This window comes from Calothrix anomala FACHB-343 (genome assembly GCF_014696435.1).
Lineage (GTDB): Bacteria > Cyanobacteriota > Cyanobacteriia > Cyanobacteriales > Nostocaceae > Aulosira > Aulosira anomala_A.
In genome coordinates, this window is sequence record NZ_JACJQG010000036.1 from 1 (window position 1) to 20,044 (window position 20,044).

At 39.5% G+C, this 20,044-nt stretch carries 15 protein-coding genes; 8 read left to right on the forward strand and 7 right to left on the reverse strand.

All coding sequences use genetic code 11. The annotated features are described in order from the left end of the window. The first annotated feature begins 396 nt into the window (after positions 1 to 396). Positions 397 to 1,323 (forward strand): phosphodiester glycosidase family protein, encoded by a 927-nt coding sequence (locus H6G08_RS20170; protein ID WP_190546151.1) that lies wholly within the window; start codon positions 397 to 399, stop codon positions 1,321 to 1,323. A 67-nt stretch (positions 1,324 to 1,390) separates the two neighbouring features. On the opposite strand, the gene H6G08_RS20175 is transcribed toward H6G08_RS20170, so the two are convergent. Continuing rightward, a complete protein-coding gene (locus H6G08_RS20175; RefSeq protein WP_190546154.1) occupies positions 1,391 to 2,983 on the reverse strand; it encodes an ammonium transporter in 1,593 nt (530 codons plus the stop codon). Positions 2,984 to 3,472: 489 nt separating this feature from the next. Between H6G08_RS20175 and H6G08_RS20180 the strand changes: the two genes are divergently transcribed. The 5 genes from H6G08_RS20180 (at position 3,473) to H6G08_RS20200 (ending at position 11,371) form a co-directional block, all read left to right on the forward strand. Then, entirely contained in the window at positions 3,473 to 4,837 is a 1,365-nt protein-coding gene (locus tag H6G08_RS20180) for a serine/threonine-protein kinase (protein ID WP_190546156.1), read from the forward strand. 356 nt (positions 4,838 to 5,193) lie between these two features. Beyond that, entirely contained in the window at positions 5,194 to 5,763 is a 570-nt protein-coding gene (locus tag H6G08_RS20185; protein WP_190546158.1) for a hypothetical protein, read from the forward strand. Positions 5,764 to 5,818: 55 nt separating this feature from the next. Beyond that, positions 5,819 to 6,223 carry a C6orf136 family protein gene (locus tag H6G08_RS20190; protein ID WP_190546160.1) on the forward strand — a complete coding sequence of 135 codons (405 nt, stop codon included), beginning with the start codon at positions 5,819 to 5,821 and terminating at the stop codon, positions 6,221 to 6,223. 181 nt (positions 6,224 to 6,404) lie between these two features. Next, the gene (locus H6G08_RS20195) at positions 6,405 to 7,577 is read left to right on the forward strand and encodes a TRC40/GET3/ArsA family transport-energizing ATPase (RefSeq protein WP_096647274.1); all 1,173 of its coding nucleotides are present in this window, start codon (positions 6,405 to 6,407) and stop codon (positions 7,575 to 7,577) included. 485 nt (positions 7,578 to 8,062) lie between these two features. After that, positions 8,063 to 11,371 (forward strand): GAF domain-containing protein, encoded by a 3,309-nt coding sequence (locus H6G08_RS20200; RefSeq protein ID WP_190546162.1) that lies wholly within the window; start codon positions 8,063 to 8,065, stop codon positions 11,369 to 11,371. A gap of 125 nt (positions 11,372 to 11,496) precedes the next feature. Here H6G08_RS20200 and dnaN read toward each other — a convergent pair whose 3' ends face one another. The 5 genes from dnaN to H6G08_RS20225 form a co-directional block, all read right to left on the reverse strand. After that, positions 11,497 to 12,654 (reverse strand): DNA polymerase III subunit beta, encoded by a 1,158-nt coding sequence (dnaN, locus tag H6G08_RS20205; RefSeq protein ID WP_190546276.1) that lies wholly within the window; start codon positions 12,652 to 12,654, stop codon positions 11,497 to 11,499. A gap of 236 nt (positions 12,655 to 12,890) precedes the next feature. Continuing rightward, complete coding sequence (locus H6G08_RS20210; protein ID WP_190546164.1) at positions 12,891 to 14,480, reverse strand: B12-binding domain-containing radical SAM protein; 1,590 nt, start codon at positions 14,478 to 14,480, stop codon at positions 12,891 to 12,893. A gap of 165 nt (positions 14,481 to 14,645) precedes the next feature. Continuing rightward, positions 14,646 to 14,906 (reverse strand): hypothetical protein, encoded by a 261-nt coding sequence (locus tag H6G08_RS20215; protein ID WP_190546165.1) that lies wholly within the window; start codon positions 14,904 to 14,906, stop codon positions 14,646 to 14,648. Positions 14,907 to 15,462: 556 nt separating this feature from the next. Then, the gene (locus tag H6G08_RS20220; protein ID WP_190546167.1) at positions 15,463 to 16,437 is read right to left on the reverse strand and encodes an alpha/beta fold hydrolase; all 975 of its coding nucleotides are present in this window, start codon (positions 16,435 to 16,437) and stop codon (positions 15,463 to 15,465) included. Positions 16,438 to 16,457: 20 nt separating this feature from the next. Next, a complete protein-coding gene (locus H6G08_RS20225) occupies positions 16,458 to 17,069 on the reverse strand; it encodes a hypothetical protein (RefSeq protein WP_190546169.1) in 612 nt (203 codons plus the stop codon). A 385-nt stretch (positions 17,070 to 17,454) separates the two neighbouring features. Between H6G08_RS20225 and H6G08_RS20230 the strand changes: the two genes are divergently transcribed. Next, positions 17,455 to 17,943, forward strand: coding sequence for a biotin carboxylase (locus tag H6G08_RS20230; protein WP_199322671.1), 489 nt, complete (start codon positions 17,455 to 17,457; stop codon positions 17,941 to 17,943). Between the two features lie 309 nt (positions 17,944 to 18,252). Here H6G08_RS20230 and tnpA read toward each other — a convergent pair whose 3' ends face one another. Continuing rightward, the gene (gene tnpA, locus H6G08_RS20235; protein ID WP_190546171.1) at positions 18,253 to 18,654 is read right to left on the reverse strand and encodes an IS200/IS605 family transposase; all 402 of its coding nucleotides are present in this window, start codon (positions 18,652 to 18,654) and stop codon (positions 18,253 to 18,255) included. Between the two features lie 29 nt (positions 18,655 to 18,683). On the opposite strand from tnpA, the gene H6G08_RS20240 reads away from it, so the two are divergent. Next, entirely contained in the window at positions 18,684 to 19,976 is a 1,293-nt protein-coding gene (locus H6G08_RS20240) for an RNA-guided endonuclease InsQ/TnpB family protein (RefSeq protein ID WP_190546173.1), read from the forward strand. The last annotated feature ends 68 nt before the right edge of the window (positions 19,977 to 20,044 follow it).

Below are 20,044 nucleotides of genomic sequence, written 5' to 3' on the forward strand. Positions count from 1 at the left end.
GCCTGCCTTCGCAGGCTAAAAGTTTGATAGCCTGCGAAGGCAGGCTTCGTATTTCTAGCCCCACCCTTATAGGGTGAGGGCGTTTTTGCACATTTGGGATGCTCCCAGTTGAGCTTAATTTGATCCTCCTTTAGTCCCCCCTTTCTAAGGGGGAACAGGGAAGCCGGGGGGTAATTATTAGGCGCATTGTTACAGAGAATTGCTATCAGGGTTTCAAGGTTAGGTAATACCAATTGGAAAAAAGAATGCACCAGATTGTAGGGGCACTGGCACTGCCATGCCCTCTAGAATATTTTGATGTGTCGCAAAGATTATTTGAATTGGTATATTTTTAGTAAAATAGTTAAGTTTATTTGCATTGACTTACTTATGTAAAATTATTGGATTTATATCAATATGTCGAGATTATTCTTAATATCTATTTTTGTAGTTTTGCTGAATTTATTATCAGGCTGTAAGAGTCTGGAATCTAATGCAGCGCAAGAGCAAGGGAAATCTACTACTTGTATTGGCAAGAATCCTAATTTTAGTATTGAGTTTTTCAAAACCAATAACCAGGGTAAAAAATTTGCTAAAGGGATAAATCATGTAATTATTTTTAACCCTAGATCGGCACAATTAGATTTTAAAGTAAATGTGGGTTTAGCTCATAAACTTTATGCTAAAGATAATCGCGGAAATTTGCGCAAGGAATATATACCAAAGCAATTTCGCGAAATTATTACTGATGAAAATTCGCGATTAAATGGACAAAAACCTATAGCGGCAATTAATGCTGATTATATAGATACAGATAATAAACCCCAAGGATTAAATATTTCTCGTGGGTTTGAGTATTCTGGAGCTTTTAAAACTAAACGTTCTTCTTTTGGTATTTCTGCAGGTAAACCTCAAGAGAGAAAAGCTACTATTCAGGCGGGAAGAAGAAGTAATGAAATTTTGAATTACAACTTAGTAGGAGGTAATGGCAGGTTTTACCGGAATGGTAAATTTAAAGATATTTGTGCAGATTTGGGGGAACTTGCTTGTAAGCAAGCTACTAATCGCTCTTTAGCGGCTATCACAGACAAAGGTTATGTGATTTTATTAGTGAATGATGCTAAGGCTAATTCCAATATTGAATTTTCTGCGATTAATCAAGAACTATTCCCCGATCAATTTGATGATGTTCTACAAGGTATTGCGCGGAATAATTGTTTGGGGAATATTCAAGAAGGAATTTTGTTTGATGGGGGAATGTCGCCAGGATTGTATTACAACAATCAAATTTATGTAGAAAATCCCGGGCCGATTGGTTCGGTGTTTTTGGTATATAAAAGATAGTGGGCATGGGGCATTGGGCATTGGGCATTGGGCATTGGGCATGGGGCATTGGGTAAACAGTTTTTAATTATTTACCGAGATTGCGTTTACGTTGCCAATAGCGTTTTTGTTTTTGTGTTTCGATGTATTCTCGTTTGAGTTGTTGGATGTCGCTACCTTCAGCAAATAAACTATCTAAGCCGATGACTTCTTCTTGAGGTAAAACGCGCAAGGATTTAAAAACTTTAAATCGAGAACCAGAGGTACTAGAGGTAAGATACATAAAATAGCTGATGCCAATCCAGGCGATCGCACTAAATATAACTGTGAACTCGCTAACTAGCAAAATCCCTACAAGTTGCGCAAACAACAGATTTGTTCCCCCACCAAAAAATAACCCGCCTTTTAATGAGCTTTCTTGAGTGAAAAAGTCTTTAGCCCAGGCATAAGTGCTAGGATCTTGGCTAAATAAGCCTACTGCTAATGTTCCCCAAATTCCACATACAAGATGAACTGGAATCGCACCGACGGGATCGTCAATTTCGCACTTGTCTAAAATTACAGCTGCATACACAACCAGCGCGCCACCCAGAAAGCCGATAAAGGCTGCACTGGGAATATTCACAAAAGCACAAGCAGCGGTAATACTTACACAACCTGCTAAGATACCGTTAATCATAAATGAGAGACTAGGTTTCTCATAAAATTGCCACGACCAAAAAGTAGCGCCAAGTGCGCCCATTGCACCTGCTATAAGTGTGGCGATCACAATATGAGCGATCGCCTCAGGATGAGCTGTGAGTGTTGAGCCGGCGTTAAAACCATACCAACCCAGCCATAGAATAAAACAACCGAGAGTAGCCGCGCTGAGGTTATGTCCTGGAACAGCAACGATTTTTTTGCCGTAAAAGCTGGTTCGCCGCCAAGAGCGTTTTTCATCTGGGTTAAATTTTCTATATTTTCCTAACCTTGGTCTTAACAATACAGTGCCCATTAAAGCCGCCCAACCGCCAACTGAGTGAACTACAGTTGAACCCGCGAAATCTCTAAAACCTAATGTGTAGAGAAAACCACCTCCCCAGATCCAGTGACCGGTAATAGAATAGCTCAACACTAAGAAAAAACTGAAAATCATAAATGCAGCGAATTTAATTCTTTCTGCAACCGCACCGGAAACAATAGTTGCAGCTGTACCAGCAAAGGTTAATTGAAAGAAAAATTTCGCACTCAGAGGAATTGCCGCCCAGCTTAATGAATCAAAGACTCCCTGGTAATCATTAGCGATCGCTGGGCTATTGTCATAACCTTGTAACAAAAAACCGTTTGTGCCAATAAATTCGCTTCCATCACCAAACATCAAGCCGAAGCCTAAAAGCCAGAAGGCTAAAGTAGCAATAGCAAACACAATCAGGTTTTTGGCTAAGACAGTTATGGCATTGGCGCTACGACAAAAGCCAGACTCTAACATCGCGAAGCCGGAGTTCATAAAAAACACTAAACATCCTGTCAACATTACCCACTGAGTGTTATCAGCTACTTTATAACTCGCTGCGGGAGCGGTTTGGGCATTAGTGGCATGAGATATACACAGCAGGATGATGAAAGTTAATACAGGTAACAGAGCATACTTGAAAAGCCGACTTTTTTTTTGTTTCGCTTTCTGGCTTTTTGGCTTCAGCATAGATAAACAGACTATTGTGATGGGAATACTGGATGGATGTATTTATAACTTATTTATACTTGTATCAGAGATATTTTCAAAGTAAAACTTTTAACAAGCTTGTTCCGGATTCAAGTGCTGACCAAGCGATCGTAATATAATCAAAAATACATATTGGTAAGTATTAGGATGTGCTAAGAAATTTCGTAAAGTATTTTATACTACGTTAAATTTCGGACTCTTAAGGTAATAATAAAACTTCACAAACTAACTAATAATTTCCAGGAAAAGTGTGAAAAATATCGCAATAAGTCAATATCTTGAGCTTGCTCCATCTTTTTAACCCGGATAATTTTTCATTTTTAGATAAATATTGGCTGTTAGGGGAGAGCAAAAATTATCCCATATTGTTGATATATGTAGGCTCAAAAAATATTTTATTTTTTACCTAAATAGAAAAATTTATCTACCTTTTTTCATCGTCTTTAATCCCCCAATAAATCTAAAATAATGGCAATTTTTGACTCATTCAAATCATCTAATTCACCAGGAAGTATTTGCTTATGTATTAATTTGACTTGTCTACATAAGCCCAAAAATTTTAATGAGCTTTATTGTCAAGACTGTGGTGCTGATTTGCTATTAAATGGCCGTTATCGGGTGATTGGCTTATTAAATCAAACGCAAATTAAAGAGTCTATGGTTTATGATGCCATTGATATGCTCGATGGGGGAAAGCCTAAAGTTATCAAAGCGTTGTATACAGATAACGAAGAAGCAATCTCCCGGTTTAATCGAGGAGCCTATGTATTAGCAAAACACTGGTTTCCCGGACTACCTCAGTTAGATCCGGGGGGATACTTCCCGATGAATTTTCCGAATCAAATGATAGCTTATTGTTTAGCTATGGAGAAAATTGCTGGCTTAGATTTACAAGAATTAATTGAAAGTGGCAATAATCGAGCGCTTACAGAACAGCAAGCAATTAATTTGTTAGAACAACTGACTATCATTTTAGGTAATCTTCATCAAAAAAATTTCTTTCACCGTGATATCAAACCTGCAAATATCATGGTCAGAAGCCAGAATGAAGAGTTGGTGTTAATTGGTATTGATGCTATTCGCTCTATTACTGAAGCTGCTTTAAAGGGAAAAAATTTGAGCAGAATTGGCACAAAGGGTTACGTTGCACCAGAGCAAGAAAAAGGTAAGCCTGTAGCTCAATCTGATTTTTATGCTATGGGACGTACTTTTGTGCATTTATTAACAGGTAAAGCTCCAAATGATTTAGCTGAAGGAGCAGATAGAAAACTGCTATGGCGTCACAGCGTACCCAAATTATCAAATGATTTAGCTGCTTTGATTGATAGTTTGATGGCTTTTTCTCCAGAAGATAGACCGAGAAATACAGAGGAAATTTTACAGCGATTAGCAGAAATTAAACAGAATTTACAAAACGAAAATCAAAGTAAAAAACGGCTAAGTTTTAAAAAGATTGTCGGCTTGATAGTGTTTTTATTAGTTGGGGTTTTGGGCTACATAGGGATTCAATCACCAAAAACTGACAATATTAGCCCCCAAAATGCGACTTCATCCCATCCAAAATGTCAAATACGTCAGGGAAAAACTGTACCAGAGGAAAACGCTCTGGCTAAGGATGTATATCAGATTTTGCTAGAGCAAAAACTTAGCGGAAAAGATCCAGAAATTCGCCAAATTGAGCTGCTGAATGTGATGCAATCTAATTGTGACTTAAATATATATGTCAGTTTAGCGGAAAATAATCTCCTCAGTTCTAGCCTAGAAAATAAAATTACCGATTTAATCAGAAGTCGCTTTGATTATGCTGGTAAGATTAAAGTGAATAAATATTAAGAGATATTAATAGAAAGTTGGACATTGGTATTGTTGACCAAAGAGGCAGGGGAGCAGGGAGCAGGGAGCAGGGGGGAAAGTTGAGTAAATTCCACTGCCAAAAGGGATACAGAGCAACTAAATTTATTTATGAAAAAAAGAAAAAATATGTATTTCGAGACACGTAGTGCAAGAAATACTGCGTCTTTATTTCAGAGTCACCGGAATTTATGTATGGGGTTCTCCCCTCTGCCCCCTGCCCCCTGCCCCTTGTCCTCTTCGTTGACGGTTGACGGTTGAATGATGCGATCGCCTCAAGGTAGAGCAGTTGCGATCGCCGAAAGCTGTACTCTAGAGGTGATGGCTTAAAAAAACCTATGACACCTGAAGAAATTGCGGGTACGCTAACAAAATTGTTCGGTACAGCAGCTGTAGCAGCGATCGCGCCTGGATCGTGGCAAGTAGAGACGGCTAATTTTCGGCTGTTGGTGTTGCTGGCTGAGGATCGCACTTGGTTGCGAGTGTTAATCCCAATTGTGCCCATAGAAGCAGCCCAACCATTCTTAGAACAGTTCCTCGAAGCAAACTTTGATGAGACGCAGGAAGTACGCTACGCCTTATATCAAGGCGCAATGTGGGGAGTATTTCAGCACAACAACGCCACTTTAGCTAGTGAGGATTTGTCAAGAGCGATCGCTCACCTGATAGCTTTACATGAAGCTGGTTTAAATGATGTCTTTAATCGCTTGATTGAAAATCGCATCAGACAAATTGTCCAAGCAGCTAAAAAACAAGGACAATCTCTCCAATTCACAATGCAAAACTTAGAACGTTTTTATACAGAGGGATTACTGGGAGAAATTGAGCAAACCCAAGAAGCAAGAGACCAAGTGCTATCTATATGGCGGTATCAACTAGAACGCCTATGGGACGAAATCGAAGCGTAAAATATTTAAAAACCGTAACTGTGCGATCGCAAATATTTCTGGTGGTATGGGTGCTATGGATATAATTCAAATTCTCAAAGAAGACTATCAAAGATTTCCTGTCAATCAAACTTATAGTATTTATGCAGCAGATGTTTATTTTCAAGATGCTGTATTTAAATTTCGTGGTGTAACTCTGTACAAGCTGATGATTAATTTCATCAAGACTTTTTTTCTCAATCCCCAGATGGATTTACATGACATTCAATTATTGGGAGACACCATTAAAACCGAGTGGACGCTCAGTTGGAATAGTCCCCTACCTTGGAAACCGAGAATTTCTATTGCTGGCTGGAGTGAATTACGTCTCAATGCTGAAGGTTTAATTAGTTCTCACATTGATTATTGGCACTGTTCGCAACTGGATGTGATCAAACAACATGGTTTTTCGGGAAAAAATCGTTCAGATACTTCCAAATAATCAACGAGCCAATTTCAGTATAAAGGCGGAAATAGGTAATATTTTCTATTTCCCCCTTGCTCCCTGCTCTGCTTCCCCCTGCCTCTGACATGCACTGCCCTAGCATTTATGATCTTGAAACATCGATAATAGAGATAGCGTAAATAAATGTAAACAATTCTCAGGCAGGATAAAATCATTCATGCGGGTAATTTTGATGACAGGCAAGGGCGGCGTGGGAAAAACTTCTGTAGCCGCTGCTACTGGACTCCGGTGTGCAGAGTTAGGTTATCGCACATTGGTGTTAAGTACAGATCCCGCCCATTCCTTAGCCGATAGTTTTGATTTGGAACTAGGACACGCACCAAAACAAATTCGCCCTAATTTATGGGGTGCGGAACTAGATGCACTGCAAGAACTAGAAGGAAACTGGGGTTCTGTGAAGCGTTACATTACCCAAGTTCTCCAAGCTAGAGGTTTAGAAGGAGTACAGGCGGAAGAATTAGCTATTCTACCAGGCATGGATGAAATTTTCGGTTTGGTGAGAATGAAACGCCATTATGATGAAGGCGAGTATGATGTCTTGATTATTGATTCAGCGCCTACTGGTACTGCTTTGCGATTGCTGAGTTTACCGGAAGTTGGCGGTTGGTATATGCGCCGTTTCTACAAACCCTTTCAAAATATCTCGGTAGCGCTGCGTCCTTTGGTAGAACCGCTATTTCGCCCAATTGCTGGTTTTTCCCTCCCAGATAAAGAAGTGATGGATGCGCCTTATGAGTTCTATGAACAAATAGAAGCTTTGGAAAAAGTACTGACTGATAATACCCAAACTTCAGTTCGCCTAGTCGCCAATCCAGAAAAGATGGTGATTAAAGAATCTCTGCGCGCTCATGCTTACTTGAGTTTATATAATGTTGCCACAGATTTAGTGATCGCTAATCGCATTATCCCAGAGGAAGTCAAAGATCCATTTTTCCAACGCTGGAAGGAAAATCAGCAACAGTATCGTCAGGAAATTCATGATGATTTTCATCCGCTCCCGGTGAAAGAAGTTCCTCTATTTTCGGAGGAAATGTGTGGTTTAGCCGCCTTAGAAAGACTGAAAGAGACACTTTACAAAGACGAAGATCCCACGCAAGTTTATTATAAAGAAACAACTATTAGAGTTGTTCAAGAGAATAACCAATACAGTTTAGAACTGTATTTACCGGGGATTCCCAAAAGTCAAGTCAATTTGAGTAAAATAGGAGATGAATTAAACATTACTATTGGCAATCATCGGCGTAATTTAGTATTACCACAAGCTCTAGCGGCGCTCCAACCTGCTGGTGCAAAAATGGATGAAGACTATCTAAAAATTCGGTTTGCTTAAAATATAAGAGTTTAATTCTACTTTCAAGAGCATCAGAATTAAACTTTGTTTTTTGTCCAGACGCGATCGCGATCGCGTCTGTTTTTTTAAGTAATAAATTTGTATATAATTACACTTGCACAAGAGTCATTTTCTGTTGTTTATCAAGGCTCAAGGGGCTTTAGTAGCAGCAGTTATTAATTAGTATTAATTAATCAAAGCTAGCTAAAGCGAGTATTAGCAAGCCATGTATAGATTTTCCATCCGGACGATTTAGACACATTTATTTAATGCAATCATAACAGCGATTAATTGTTTCATCATGTTGCTTAAAAGAAATTTTTTATATTATAAATGATGATTTTTTAGGGGTGATTTACCTAATGTCTATAGGTGCGTATACCGTAGTTTTACTGAAGACATTATATTAAATAAATTTAATAATATCTTTAGATATAATCTTTTATTTTTTCTGAATAAAAAATAATTTATATAATTTACGAGCAATGACCCCGATCGCCAAAATCAACTTGCAATTAAACCTTGAGCAAGAAGGTTTATTACGACGGATTACAAACAGTATCCGGGAAACGTTGGATTTAGAAGATATTCTCACAACAACGACAAAGGAAGTGCGATCGCTACTCAAAACCGATCGAGTGATGATTTATAAATTTCATACTGATGGTAGCGGTCAGGTCATTGCTGAATCAATTTATAACAATAGATTACCATCCCTTTTCGGACTAAATTTTCCGGCTGATGACATTCCACCTCATGCGCGAGAACTATTCAAGAATTCACAGGTACGTTCTGTAGTCAATGTGGAAAAACAGCAGATTGGCTACAGTCATCTGCGTCACTCACAAACCGGAGAACAGCTAGCAGATGATATTCATTATCGCCCGGTCGATCCCTGCCACGTGCAATACCTAACGGCTATGGGAGTGAAGTCTTCTTTAGTAGCGCCTATTATTTGTCACGCAGAACTCTGGGGGCTTTTGGTATCCCATCATGCAGACAGCCATGAGATTTCAGCAGATGAAATTGACATAGTACAGATGGTAGTAGAGCAATTATCAATAGCGATCGCTCAAAGTCACCTGCTGATTCAAGCCCATAACAAAGCCGAACGAGAAGCTAATATTAACCGGATTGCAGCTCTATTGCATTCATTGCCAACAATTGTACTACAACCTGCCTTAGAAGCCACTGTAGCAGCTTTAGGTGGTTCTGGTGGTAGGCTTTGTATTAGAAATAATGCTTTTAACTTCCAAAATAGTACATTTAGACCCTTCACAGAATGTTTAATTCCGGGAAGTGATTGTATTCGGCTGTTCATTTGTGGAGAGCAACCAGCATTCAAAGAACCAACCATTTATCCCCTCATCGAGCAGTTTAATATCTGGCAAGAACATTATCAATCTGGTGAATGTGATGTCTGGGCAATTTCTGACATCTACGAAACACCAAATATGCGAACTATGCAACTTGCTTTTCAAGGCACAAAGATTCGCAGTATATTAATGATTCCGTTGAATTATCGCCAGGAATTAGTTGGTTATTTAAGCATTTTTCGGAATGAAATCGATACAGAAACTTTGTGGGCAGGTCGATTTGATACCGATAGCAGACAACTATATCCGCGTCAATCCTTTGAATTATGGCGCGAAACTAAAACAGCACAAATTCAAAAATGGACAGATGAAGAAATAGAAATGTCCAGAGAAATTGGTAAAAATTTTGCTTCAGCAATTCAGCAATATGAACTTTACCAACAAGTACAAGTATTTAATCTCAATTTAGAAAAACAAGTAAGAAGACGCACAATTGAAGTTCACAAGACAGCCGAACAACAACAGGCTGTGTTTGGAGTCATTGCCAAAATTCGCGAATCCCTAGATATTAAAAATATTTTTCAAATCACTACTAAAGAAGTTTGTCAGTTAATTAAAGCCGATCGCGTTTGTATTTATCGCTTTGATGGTGATTGGGGTGGTGAATTTGTCGGTGATTTTGAAGTAGCTAGTCCCCACTGGTCAAATGAGTCAAAGTTGAAAGTGAATACAGTTTGGAATGACACTTATTTACAAGATACTCAGGGTGGACGTTATCGCTACAACGAAACATTTGCAGTTAATGACATTTACAAGATGGGCTTTACTCAGTGTCATCTTGATAATTTAGAAGAGTACCAAATTTACGCTTTTGTTTTAGCGCCCATCTTTGTAGGACAACAATTATGGGGTTTGCTGTGTAGTTATCAACATTCTGGCCCCCGTCAATGGCAAAATTCAGAAGTTAACTTTCTCAGTCAAATTGCCGCTCAACTTGGGGTAGCACTCCAGCAAGCAGAATTACTCAGACGTACCCAAGAGCAAGCCTTAGATTTAAAACAAGCAGCAGAGCAGCAACGGGTATTATTTGAAGTTGTGGCTAAAATTCGCGAATCTTTAGACTTAGAGGCAATTTTTCAAACCACAACCCAAGAAATATGTAAAGCTCTCCAAGCAGATCGGGTAGCTGTGTATCAATTTCATGCAGATTGGAGTGGTGAGTTCATTGCTGAGTTTGTTGGTGAGGGTTGGATAAAGTTAGTCAGCCCAGAAAGTAAGACAATTTGGCAGGATAGTTATTTACAAGAAACCCAAGGTGGACGCTATCGTCAAAATGAAACCTTTGCAGTCCATGATATCTATCGCGCTGGTCATTCTCATTGTCATATTGAGTTATTAGAGCAATTTCAAATTAAAGCATACGCGATCGCGCCAATTTTTATCGGTCAAAAACTCTGGGGTTTGCTAGCAGCTTATCAAAACTCTGCACCGCGCCACTGGGAACCCTCAGAAATTCAGTTTTTAGCCCAGATTGCTAATCAGTTAGGGGTAGCACTCCAGCAAGTTAACTTATTTTTGCAAACTCAGCAGCAAACACAACAGCTAACTCAAGCCTTATACGATTTGCAAGAAACCCAAACCCAACTCATTCAAACCGAGAAAATGTCCTCGTTAGGACAACTAGTGGCAGGTATTGCCCATGAAATTAATAACCCTGTAAACTTTATTTACGGTAATTTAGTTCATGTCAGCGAATATGCTGATGATTTACTGAAGATGCTAGATTTATATGAGCAAGAATTACCTCATCCCAGTCAGAAAATTTGGCAACTAAGAGAAGAAATTGACTTAGAATTTATCAACGAAGATTTACCCAAAACTCTCACTTCCATGAAAGTGGGAATCGACCGCATTCGTCAAATTGTCTTAGGTTTAAGAAATTTCTCCCGTCTAGATGAAGCGGAAATGAAAGCGGTAAATATTCACGAAGGTATTGATAATACCCTGTTAATTTTGCAACATCGCCTCAAAGCGAAGCCAGAAAGCCCAGCGATTAATATAGTTAAGAATTACGATGAACTTCCCTTAGTAGAATGCTACGCCGGACAGTTAAATCAAGTATTTATGAATGTCTTGAGTAATGCGATTGATGCATTAGAAGAATATCGAGAATCTCATCCAGAAAATCATCAAAGTCAAATTACAATTTACACTTCTATTGGCAATATGAAGGGTAATATGAAGAGTGTAGTAATTCGCATTGCTGATAACGGGGCTGGTATTCCTGAAGCTTTAAAAACCAGAATTTGTGACCCATTTTTTACCACTAAGCCAGTAGGTAAAGGTACTGGCTTAGGGTTATCAATTAGTTACAAAATTGTTGTAGAAAAACATGGTGGTATTTTTAAATCTGATTCTGAACCAGGTTTAGGTACAGAATTCTGGATTGAAATTCCTATTCAACAGAATGGTTATTAGAGACGCGATTAATCGCGTCTGTACAATTGTCATTTGTCATTGGTCATTTGTCATTTGTCATTGGATTTCAATCCAAAATCCAAAATCTAAAATCCAAAATTCTTTCAATGCCCAATGCCCCATATTTAACTTCTCAGTTGTACTGGCATAGCTAAATAAGTCATTTTTAAAGCGCCTAAAGGTGTAAAAATTACTGGAGTTAGGCTTTGATTGAGGTGCATTTGGATTTCTGAAGATGGTAATTCTTTTAAGCCTTCCATGAGATATTTGATATTAAAAGCAATATCTATATCTTCACCAGAAATTTGGGCTGGCATGGATTCTCTACCGCTACCTATATCTTGAGATTCACAAGATAATGTAATTTCTTGGTTAGCGCCATTAATGGTGAGTTTGACAATATTATTTTTCTGATCGGCTAGAACTGCAATTCGTTCTAAAGTGCTGACAAATTGTTTTCTATCAAGAGTAACTTGGCGCTCAAATTGACGGGGTATCAATTGACGATACGCAGGATATTGCCCTTCTAAAGTGCGGCTGGTTAAGCGTTGATTTTTCCAAGCAAAGACAACTTGACCTTGATCTAAATATAAAGCTACAGGTTCATCATCAGCAGAACTATGAGCTAACATTCTTTGGAGTTCCCGCAGCGCTCTGGCTGGTACTGTCACTTCTAATTGGTTACTATTTTCCATAGGACGCTCGTTTGTAGTTTCTACGACTGCTAAACGATGTCCATCAGTAGCGGCAAATTCGAGGGTGTCTTGTTTAACTGTTAAATGTACGCCTGTGAGTACTTGTTTAGTTTCATCGCCACTGGTAGCAAATAAGGAACCGCGTAAGCCTTCAATTAAGGCGGCGGCGGTTAGGTGAATGACTTCGGAATTTTCAATTATAGGTAATTCGGGAAACTCTTCTGCACCCATTGCGCGTACTTGGTAATGTCCGCTTTTTGGTGTCAGAGTAACGATTAAACCCTCGCCTGTGTTGGTTTCGGTTGCTGATTCATCATCGAGGGTGATTTCGCCTTCTGGGAGACGAGAGGTAATATCTACGAGTAATTTAGCAGGAAGAGCGATCGCACCTCCTTGCCACACCTCAGCATTAAAGCTGGTACGGATACCCAAGCTGAGATCGAAGGCGGTGAGGCTTACTTGGTTAGTTTGTGCATCTGCTTGTAGCAGCACATTAGCAAGTACTGGATGTGTCGGTCGTGAAGGGACAGCACGGCTAACAAGGGAAAGGTTTGTACTGAGGTCACTTTGGGCGCAAACTAATTTCATGGTCAAGTTCAGCTTGTGAATGTCTATACTACCACTGTAGAAAGATTTTTCAGTCATTGTTCGCTAGCAGCTTTGATTACCAAGCTGAACAGTTCTGACCATTGAGCGTGAATTACGGGACATCCAATTTTTAAATACCCAATCAATTTGTAGTGCGAGCGTCTCGCTCGCTGGTTTTCAAAAGCGAGCAAGATGCTCGCACTACGGAATTTGGGTAATTTATTTTTTGTAAGTACCTACATATTCTTAACTAGGGTTCGTTCCACCTGAGGTAGTACAGAAACTTCTAATGGGTCGTAGCCTAGCTGTTGCGTAATGCGTTCCCTGGCTAAAACTCGATATTCCCAAAAATGCTCACCCGCAGCGCATAACGCCAAATACATATTCAGAACTTGGGGTTTTGTCCACAGCAGTGTCCATAGTTGTCCCCAAAATTGCCCTCTAATTTCTGGTCGTCGTAAGCCTTGATGCCAGATTAACTGGGCAAAAAGCCGCAACTTTCTACCTACAGGAATCTGCATTGTTTGTGTTCCCCTTTTAGAGGGCACAATATTGAGGCACTGTTGAAAAGCTCTGCGCAGATAGTTTACAGGTTCGTATAACGTCCAGAAGCCTTCTACATACTCTCTAGCAATTTCGGCAATGGGGCGGGTGGGAATAAAATTCATCAGAGTATTCTGATCTCCCGTGGGATGAATGCTATCACCCTCAATTAAACGCTGTTCCTGTTGGAGGCGATTCCAGAGGGCTGTGTTGGGTGGAGCTTGGAGGATGCCCAACATAGGTTGAGGAATACTGGTTTGTTCCACAAAGGCTTGAATTCTTTCTCCTGCACCAGTGCGTTCTCCATCAAACCCCAGAATGAACCCAGCATAGATCAGCAAACCTGCTTCATTGATTTTGTGACAGGCTTCTACTAAGGGGTTGCGTGTATTTTGCACTTTGCGCGTTACGACGAGGCTATCTTGATCGGGAGTTTCAATACCGAGAAAGACAGCATAAAATCCTGCTTCTACCATCAGTTCTAGCAGTTCATCATCTTCTGCTAAGTTCACAGAGGCTTCGGTCATGAAGGTGAAGGGATAGTTGTGCTGCTGCATCCAAGGAATCAATTCTCTTAAAAAGCGTTTTACATTACGCTGATTGCCAATAAAGTTGTCATCGACAATGAATAGCGAGCCTCGCCAACCTAAATCATAGAGATATTGCAACTCTGCTAAGGTTTGAGCAGGTTCTTTAGTCCGCGATTTGCGACCGTAGAGAGAGATAATGTCACAAAATTCGCAATTGAAGGGACAACCGCGAGAAAACTGAATTGCCATCATGAAGTAGGCATCAAGTTCCAGCAGGTCAAAGCGAGGCATAGGGCTTTGAGTCACATCCGGCTTTTCTGGGGAGCGGAAGATTCCTTGAGTTTGACCTTGAGCGATCGCTTCTAAGAATAGCGGAACTGTCATCTCTCCTTCATCTAGGATGAGATAATCTGCTCCAGAAGCTTGGGCTTCCTGTGGGACTGATGTGGGATAAGGCCCGCCTACTGCTACTTTTTTACCTAACCTTACAGCTTTTTTAATCAGAGCGTGGAAATCTGGTCTCTGCACCAGCATGGCAGAGATAATCACTAGGTCACACCACTCCCAATCTGCCTCTGTCTCTAGGCGGACATTGCGGTCATAAAATCTTACTTGCCAATCTTCGGGTAATAATGCTGCAACAGTAATGATTCCCAAGGGTGGAATGACGGCTTTGAGTCCAGCGATTTCCATAGCGCGATCGTAAGACCAAAAAGACTGAGGAAACTGGGGGTAGAGCAACAGTGTTTTCATAGTCTCTTTTTAAGATCCTTAGTGCATGGTTGCTTATTTTTGCACAAGCGCATAGAGAAAGAGTCTAGCAAAAGTTAGATTTATGGAAGAAGAAATCAGAATTTATTTTTCTGGAGTTGAATGGTAGCACTGAAGGGTGGGTTTAAGGAAATTTTTGTGATTGATTTATCTTAATTCGATGTCTTGTTCAAAAACTAATATCAAATCATTTATAGTTTTTTTGTATTGAAACCCATAGTCTAACAAAGCTTGCTTTAAAGTTTCTCCTTCAGATGCTTCGAGTTTATGTTTGGGGCTAATCTCAATAGTTGCCTCATTTACTGTAAAATCGAAATAGTCTTTAAATTGACTATAATCCCAGTTTAGTTTTCTCGCTGCATTTAACTCAATGGCAGCTAATGTATCATCAAATTTGCTGTTAACCATGAGTTGGTCTCTCCCAGGAGCTTAAAAATATATCTTAACAAAAATTAGAACTAAAAAACTCAATGTCACCCTTAATGAAGAGCGAAGACTAACTGCTAAGTATAGCGAAGTTAACAATTATAGTTATTGAAAAGCAGATGACAGATGCTACAAAGAAAGATTGTTTAAATGCGATTTAAATTGGTAAATCTAATTATGTTTGTTTGCCATTTTATCCTAATACATTTTGAAAATCTCAAAAATCCATCTTTTGGTTAATATAAAAAATTAAATTATAAAGTTATCGTACATAAAAGGGTTTAAGACCCCTACGTCTATACGTAGTATCATTTTCAGTCGGGGTTTAAATCCCCGACTGAAAATGCCTTTAATTTTGAATTTTGAATTTTGAATTTTGAATTGTTAAGATTTAAAGTTATTTATTCAAATTTACAATCTATAAATTAAGTTGATTTTATAGTCAATCAAGATTGACAAGACTATTAGTATTCATGTTTATGAGTCGATCAATTCTGAAGCAGAACCGCAATCCTCAGACAAATAATATTCTTTTGATTTAATTGCAATCGCAATTTTTGACAATATGCAAAATTGCTTTGACAATCAACTCTGGTTGATCGATCCAGACAAAATGACTACTTATATCAGTTTGAATTTGCATAGAATTTGTAGATAAATTCATTAATTCATCGTGCATTTTGTCGCGTAAATCGTTAGCGGCTTTACTAGGTAAAAGTAGCGTCCAAAAAGAAGGATGAAAAAAAGTATTGGCTTTAATATTAACTATAGGTAATTCCCCAAAATCATTAGCTGACATAACTTGGCGACTACTATTATCTAAATTTAAGATTTCCCGACTCATGGTAATCCAGTGTTTAGGACGACAAAAAGAACGCTTAACTGATTTGAGAGTTTTTTTGGGAAATTTCCCTAATTCACGCTTGATGAGTTCAAATGTGCCAATCAATTTCAGTAATCTGACAATACCGAGAACTGAGCCTAAAAAGGACATCACAAAGCCGGAGAGAAAAAAGTATTTCAGACATTGTAAAGGAATGGGCATTTTCAACATAGCCGTTTCATGAAGCCCATCAGTCAGAACCATGCCGATAACTTTGTGGGGAAATCGCTTTGCATACAAGCGCACGTTATAGCTACCGAAGGAATTACCCACGAGAATATAAGGGGGTTCAATTCCGGCTTGAGTTAACAGACAATCGAGTTCTGTGACGATTTGCTGACTGGTTCGGGGATAAGGACTATGATCGCTCCAACCATAGCCAGCGCGATCGTAAATACAAACTTTTGTCAGTTTGGCTATCTCTGGTAGGAGTAAATAACCTTCAATTCCGCCTAAACTGTGGTCGATTACCACTGTCGGCCCGGATTCGCCGGCTGTGTAAAGGTGTAGGTTATAACCACCTACATCAATGAGCTTTCCTGGTGGGGGGTGACGATCTTCGAGCAAGCAAGCGATCGCCTGATAGCAAGTTGTAGCCAACAGTATCATACTGTTGATAGATGGCAACATGTTGTAAGTATGATTGATTATTAGTTTTTAGACCAGCGCCAATTATAACGGTTCCATTCGTAAATTCCTTGAATTTCATATTCAGCACCATTATTGAAGCGGACAATACAATTGCTACAGAAAGTATCGCCATTCTCAATTTCCGCAACTTGTAGCACCACACAGCCGAACCATTCTCGCTTACAGGGGCCATCATCCTGCACCCATTCCCACATTGCATTACAAATTTCAATGCGATCGCCCGCTTTTAATTTGAGCGCATCCTCAAAATATACATATTTATCAAAATGATATGGCTGAAGGCGATTGAGCCATTGCAAACCGTAACGTTCCCGAATAAATTGTACTTCTCCAGAATCTGACGCATTCAGCCAATCATTCAAGAATTGCGCTTTCCAGTTACCATTGTCTTGTTCGTGTGTTTTCACGAATTGCAAAAATGCTGCTAATTCTTCTGAGGTCAGTTCATCTAAGGGATTAGCAATTTCTAGCACCCCACAATGAGAATTTTCGGGAATTTGCTCAATTACTTGCAGTAGTATCTGTTTCTGTGTCTCAGTGAGAGGACAGCTGGCTACATCACAACACTTAAAGGCTGCTTGCAAAGCTGCTTTAATCTCATCCGGAGTCATAAGTTAATAGCAAGTTAAGGGTTGTTTTCCCTAATTATTACAAAAGTTTAATCAAAGTCTCCAATATCTTTTGGTTAGTTGTCAGTTGTCAGTTGTTAGAGACGCGATAACCCTTGTCTGTACAATGGTCAATGGTCAATGGTCAATAGTCAATGGTTACTAGGGGCGGGTTTATGCGAGATCGTCATGAATCAGTGAGGATATCTGTGAACCCGCCCGTACAGTTTTCAGTTATCATTAGACCTCTGTGTCTCTCAGTCTGTGCATCTACTTCACTTCATACGGATTGAGACAGGTATACCGATGAATGCGTTAGTGATATATGTAAGAAAACAGCAAACAATAAATTATCCCGTAGAAACCTTGGTAAGATTAGTTTTTAGATATGGAAAATAAAAGTAGCAGCAAATCTTGGTTAAATTTACTAGACTTAGCTAAGTCATTTTATCCCAGAGAAATCAAGGTAATCTTTATTTCTTGTCTCATCAGTGTTTTTCTCTGGATATTTACTCCCCCGGCTGTAGCGCTGACACAAATTAAACTCTTTGATATTTCTTATAAAGACTGTCCTCCAGAACTGGCGGAAGGTGCTGTGATTAGTAGCGGTTCTGGGGCGGCTAACTGTTTTATTGTTACAGGTAAAGCGGAAAATGGTACATATAAAACCGTCTACGATGCAGATATTTTCGGACGGATTTATGATGCTAACAACGATCCAATACTCCAAAATCGCACTCGTTTAGGTTCAATTGCGGAGATACCACCAGGTATCAGTGATTTTGAATTGCGAATTTCTGTACCTGCAAACCAGCCAACCCCGTTGAAGCTGAAGCAGTTTAAAGCTGCTGGGTTTAGCGGTCAGGTGCGCAAGTAATCAGCTAATCTGCTTTTAAGTTGCATAATCCATTGTGAGGGCTGTTGACTGTTGACTGTTGACAGTCCTCATTAGGAGTTATGTAATTTAGATGCGCATTAGCTTAACCTTTAATAAATTTTTAACCATCAAATAGGGTGGGTATTACCCACCCTATTTTTCATCAGCTGCACAATAGTGATTACATAATATAGCGTTTTCCCATCCAACCAAAAGCCTCAAGGGGTCGCCCATCATACCAAAGGTTGATGGGTGGGGAATTGAGGCAAACATTCTCTGACTGAGCAAAGCGAATCCTTATTTTTGAGGTCATTGTTGTTGCTGCACATATTCTTTTAACTGCTCAACTGTGACCCCACCACAACTAGCAACAAAGTAAGAACCTGTCCACAGCACAGGTTTTGTATACACTTGGTTCAAGATAGGTTCAAACTCTTTACGAATTAATCGACTAGAAACAGTTTTGAGGTTAGCAATAAATTTGCTGAGTTCAATTTGTGGATGGTAACGAATGAGTAAATGTACATGATCAACTTCACCGTTAAATTCTACTAATGTACATTCCCATTTAGTACAGGTATCTTTAAATATTTCTGCCAGCCTAGAAAGCATAGCCTCATTAATCACCATTCTCCTGTATTTAGTCACAAAAACTATATGAGCAGTAAGAGAATAAACTGAGCGAAAACCTTTATCATATAAATCTTCCATCGATAAGCAATAAATGATATACTGATATTATGATTTTAACTTACTGCTACCGAATTTTACCTAATGCCGCGCAAATAGCTTTGATGTCAAATACATTAGAGCTACTACGCCGTCATTGGAATTACGCATTTGGGCAGAGGTTAGATGCACTCCACAGAAGTCGCTGTCAAATTGATCGATGTTCAATAGTTAGTGAACCAATTGGAGAAATCCCACAGCGAGTTAATTACTATACTCAGCAAGCGGATTTAAAGCAAACGAAAATACTGTTTCCCGATTACAAAAATATCTGGGCAGAATCTCAGCAAATCAATTTACAGCGTTTAAATCAAGCATGGGAACGCTGGTTAATTCCTGACGCATCAGGAAAACGCGGCGGTCGTCCCAGATTTAAAAAGCCTGGAGAATTAAGGTCTTTTGTTTATCCACGAGTGAACTGTCCAAAGGCAGGTGCTAACCTCAAAGACGGCATATTGAAACTCAGTAAAATTGGTGAGATGCCAGTCATCTTACACCGACCATTACCAGAGGGCTTTGTACTCAAAACTTGTACGATTGTGTGCAAAGCAGATGGATGGTACTGCTGCATTGCCATGCAAGATAATTCTGTGCCGCAATTATTACCTCTTGATGAGGTTAAATCTGCGATAGGGGTTGATGTTGGGCTAAAAGAATTTTTGACAACATCAGATGGTGATACAGTTGCTATTCCACAGATTTATCGTCAAACTCAACATCATTTAGCACGACAACAACGTCAACTAGCTCGTCAACAAAAAGGCTCTCGGCGACAAGCTAAAAAGAAAAACCACATAGCCAGAATTCATCAAAGGATTGAGCGTCAAAGGAAAGATTTTCACCACAAAACAGCACACAAACTAGTCAAAAATTTTGACTTAATCGCAGTGGAAGACTTGAATATCAAAGGTCTTGCTAAAACACGATTGAGTAAATCAATTCTGGATGCCGCATGGGGGGCATTTATCAATATCTTGGAAGCAGTGGCGGTCAAACGCGGTGTCCGAGTCGTGAAAGTTAACCCCCATTCTACTAGCCAGGATTGTTCCGGTTGCGGTCATAAAGTCCCGAAAAGTCTCTCTGTTCGTTTGCATCATTGTCCGAAATGCGGGTTATTGATGGATAGAGATGAGAATGCCGCAGTTAATATTTTAAATCGGGCAATTAGCGAGGTGGGACTCATCTTGCCTGCGCGTGGAGGCTTCGGGGTTGCCCCGCCTGTGAAGCGCGAAGCTTTTTTAGAATTTGATTGTTCTCAACTATCTGGTTCTAGATTAGAAGCTCCCGTTATACCGCAAGGTTAACGGGAGAGAACGTCACTGAAGTAGAGGAAAAAGTTGTTTACCACAGATGAACACAGATGAATTCATCG